The organism is Agriterribacter sp., assembly GCF_035444585.1.
Classification (GTDB): domain Bacteria; phylum Bacteroidota; class Bacteroidia; order Chitinophagales; family Chitinophagaceae; genus Agriterribacter.
This window is the reverse complement of record NZ_DAOMOZ010000362.1, coordinates 1-2,610: the sequence shown is the minus strand read 5'-3', so window position 1 is coordinate 2,610 and position 2,610 is coordinate 1. Positions and strand designations below refer to the sequence as shown.

Here is a 2,610-nt window from a genome sequence, read left to right as displayed (position 1 = left end):
TGTTGAGATTTGAAGATTGCTCTTGAAATCAAATTTTATGGCTGGTTTACCTTACTCCCGCATTGCTGCGGGATGCTGTTGCTTCCAAACTTTCAAAGATCTTGATCTCGTAATTTTACTGCCGTTTTGAAACGGGTGGCAAAGGTAAGAGATTTATTGTTTTTACCAAATTTTTTTAACTGAATTCTTCAGCTTTTTTTGGCAGATAAAATATTATTAATCATAGAACTACATTCAAAAATAGCCGGACTGCAAAGTTACATTTACCATGTTCTTTAAGCAAATTTTTTCCTTGCTTATTTCTGCACATTTCCGGTAAATCATCAGTAAAAATCGTGGTATTTTTTGAACGGGGTGCAAAGGTAGGACGTTTTATGAGACCGCCAAATCTTTTTCCCTTTTCTCTATGCGTAATCGTTGCTTTGCTTTTTAAGAACTGCTGCCTTTTTTCAAAAGCGGAGCGCAAAGATAGCCAGCTTTTGGTTGCTGCCAAATCTTTTTTGAAAAAGAAGTGGTTTTTCTGAAAATTTTCTGCTTCTTCTCACTGGCAGTAAGCGGCAATCAAACGGCTGCAGCCCAGGTAAACAGCGGCTTTACATCGTATTGGAAGCCGAAAGGAACCCCGTGCTTATATGCCTGAAAAAATATCAGGACTGTCTCCAAAATAATATTTTGTAACGTGTATCAAAAGATTTTTGAAGGCTCTGAGAATCGCATAGTTGATTTCACCCTCCTTTACTCTTACCGAATAAAATGAGGGGGCTGTCTCAAAAGTTATGTTTTGCCACTAAGGCACTGACCTGCCGGCAGGCAGGAACACAAAGAAAATAAAATCTGAAGACCAGGGCTTTGTGTATTAGTGTCTTTGTGGCATATCTTCCATACCGGCCTTTATAAGACAACCTCCTCAATATTGAATTTAATGCCTGGGGTTGATTTTCAATATACAACCAGCCCCGATGCTGCGCATTGGACTGACTAACTAACCGTCTTATTTTTTCTTTTTCCCCTTTGCGGGAACAACTGCAGGCTGGCTCATATCTTTTATCCTGATGTTTCTGAAAAACAGGGTATCACCATGGCCCAAAAACCCGATATGGCCGGTTTTGCGTTTCAGTCCGGGGTGATCGCGGTGATCCGCCGTGCCGTTCTTACTGGCTTCGGCAATATCGCCATCAAGGATAACCGTTCCGTTTAAGGTTACTTTTATATGATTACCCTTAACATATATTTCCTCTTCATTCCACTCGCCCATGGGCTTTAAAAAGCCACGTTTGGCAGCTATGATACCATATACCGAACCGTGATACTGGTAGGGCTTCAGATCCTTATAAATATCAGCCTCATTATCCAGCACCTGTATTTCCATCCCTTCATAAGCACCATCTCCTGTTAATGGGGTCCTGATCCCGATGCCGTTATTGGCCCCGGGAGTAAGCTTGAATTCGAAGCGATAAATAAAATCGCTGTACTCATCTTTTGTATACAGGTTGCCATTGCCTCCCCGCTTGGGATATACGGCTATATTTCCATCTTCAATGATGTAGGAGGTTTTATTGCCTACCCATTCGTGCAATGCAGTACCGTCAAACAGTATTTTGTATCCTTCCTTCTTTTCTTCAGCGGTGAGCGCATAAGGCTCAGGACGGGGTATTTCACGGATATATATATCCCTGTATGCTACATAAGTGCCGTGCGCCTGCAGCTCTATCTGCTCTTCGGGAAAAATCGGAAGACTACGATCCCAGTAATTCTCTAAAGGCACTTTATCCACCACCAGTTGCCCGTTCAGGTAAACCGTAACCTGGTCGCCCACCATGCTGATGCGGAAGGTATTCCAGTCGCCGATGGCATTATCTGCCAGCGTGGAAGGCTTGCTCTCGTTTTTCTGGTTGTTGTACAAGCCACCCGAACCCACCTGCGCTCCCACATCTATTCTTGAAGTGTCCCAGATCTGCACCTGTGGCGTTCCCCTCAGGTAAATGCCGGCGTCACCATCGTTGGTTATCTTCCAGTCTACATACATTTCAAAATCACCATATTTTTTTTCTGTGCACAGGTTTTCGCCTTTGCCGGTGAAAACCAGCAAGCCGTCTTTTACTATCCAGCCTGTACGCATGATCTCATCGGCTTTCTTCTGCTCATTTTCCAGGGTTTCGGTATCCATTTTTGCACGTTTAATGGGGTCGGCAACCAATCCTTTCCAGCCTGTAAGGTCTTTCCCGTTAAATAAGGGTACAAAGCCCTGCCCCTGCGGCATAGCTGCCAGGTGCTTTTGAAGGGCTTCCTTTAAATACTGGCTTTCATTGCCGCTTCCCAGAACCTGCATTGTTTTTTCCAATAAGCGTTTTACATTATCCCCATAAATGGATTTGTCGGACAAAGCAATATCTATTACTGCCGATGCCGCCTCACGCTGCAGTGAGGGGTCATCTAAAAAATTGCCGGCGTATAACAACGCAGGAAATGTTTTGCATTTCCCTACCTCGTTCAGGATGGACTTTCTTTGATCTGCATTGCGGGCAAAGTCCATGGCGTTACGCAACATAATGAGCTTCAGGGCTCCTGTATTTTTGGAAATGCTGATCTGTTTAATGAATCCATCCACAG

At 43.8% G+C, this 2,610-nt stretch carries 2 protein-coding genes; both read right to left on the bottom strand.

Features of this window, described 5'->3' with window-relative positions; genetic code table 11:
• Positions 1–220: 220 nt before the first annotated feature.
• Entirely contained in the window at positions 221–493 is a 273-nt protein-coding gene (locus PLH26_RS21485; protein WP_324588066.1) for a hypothetical protein, read from the bottom strand.
• A 498-nt stretch (positions 494–991) separates the two neighbouring features.
• Positions 992–2,610 (bottom strand): 3-keto-disaccharide hydrolase (locus tag PLH26_RS21480; protein ID WP_324588065.1); only part of this gene is annotated, 1,619 nt, incomplete at its 5' end.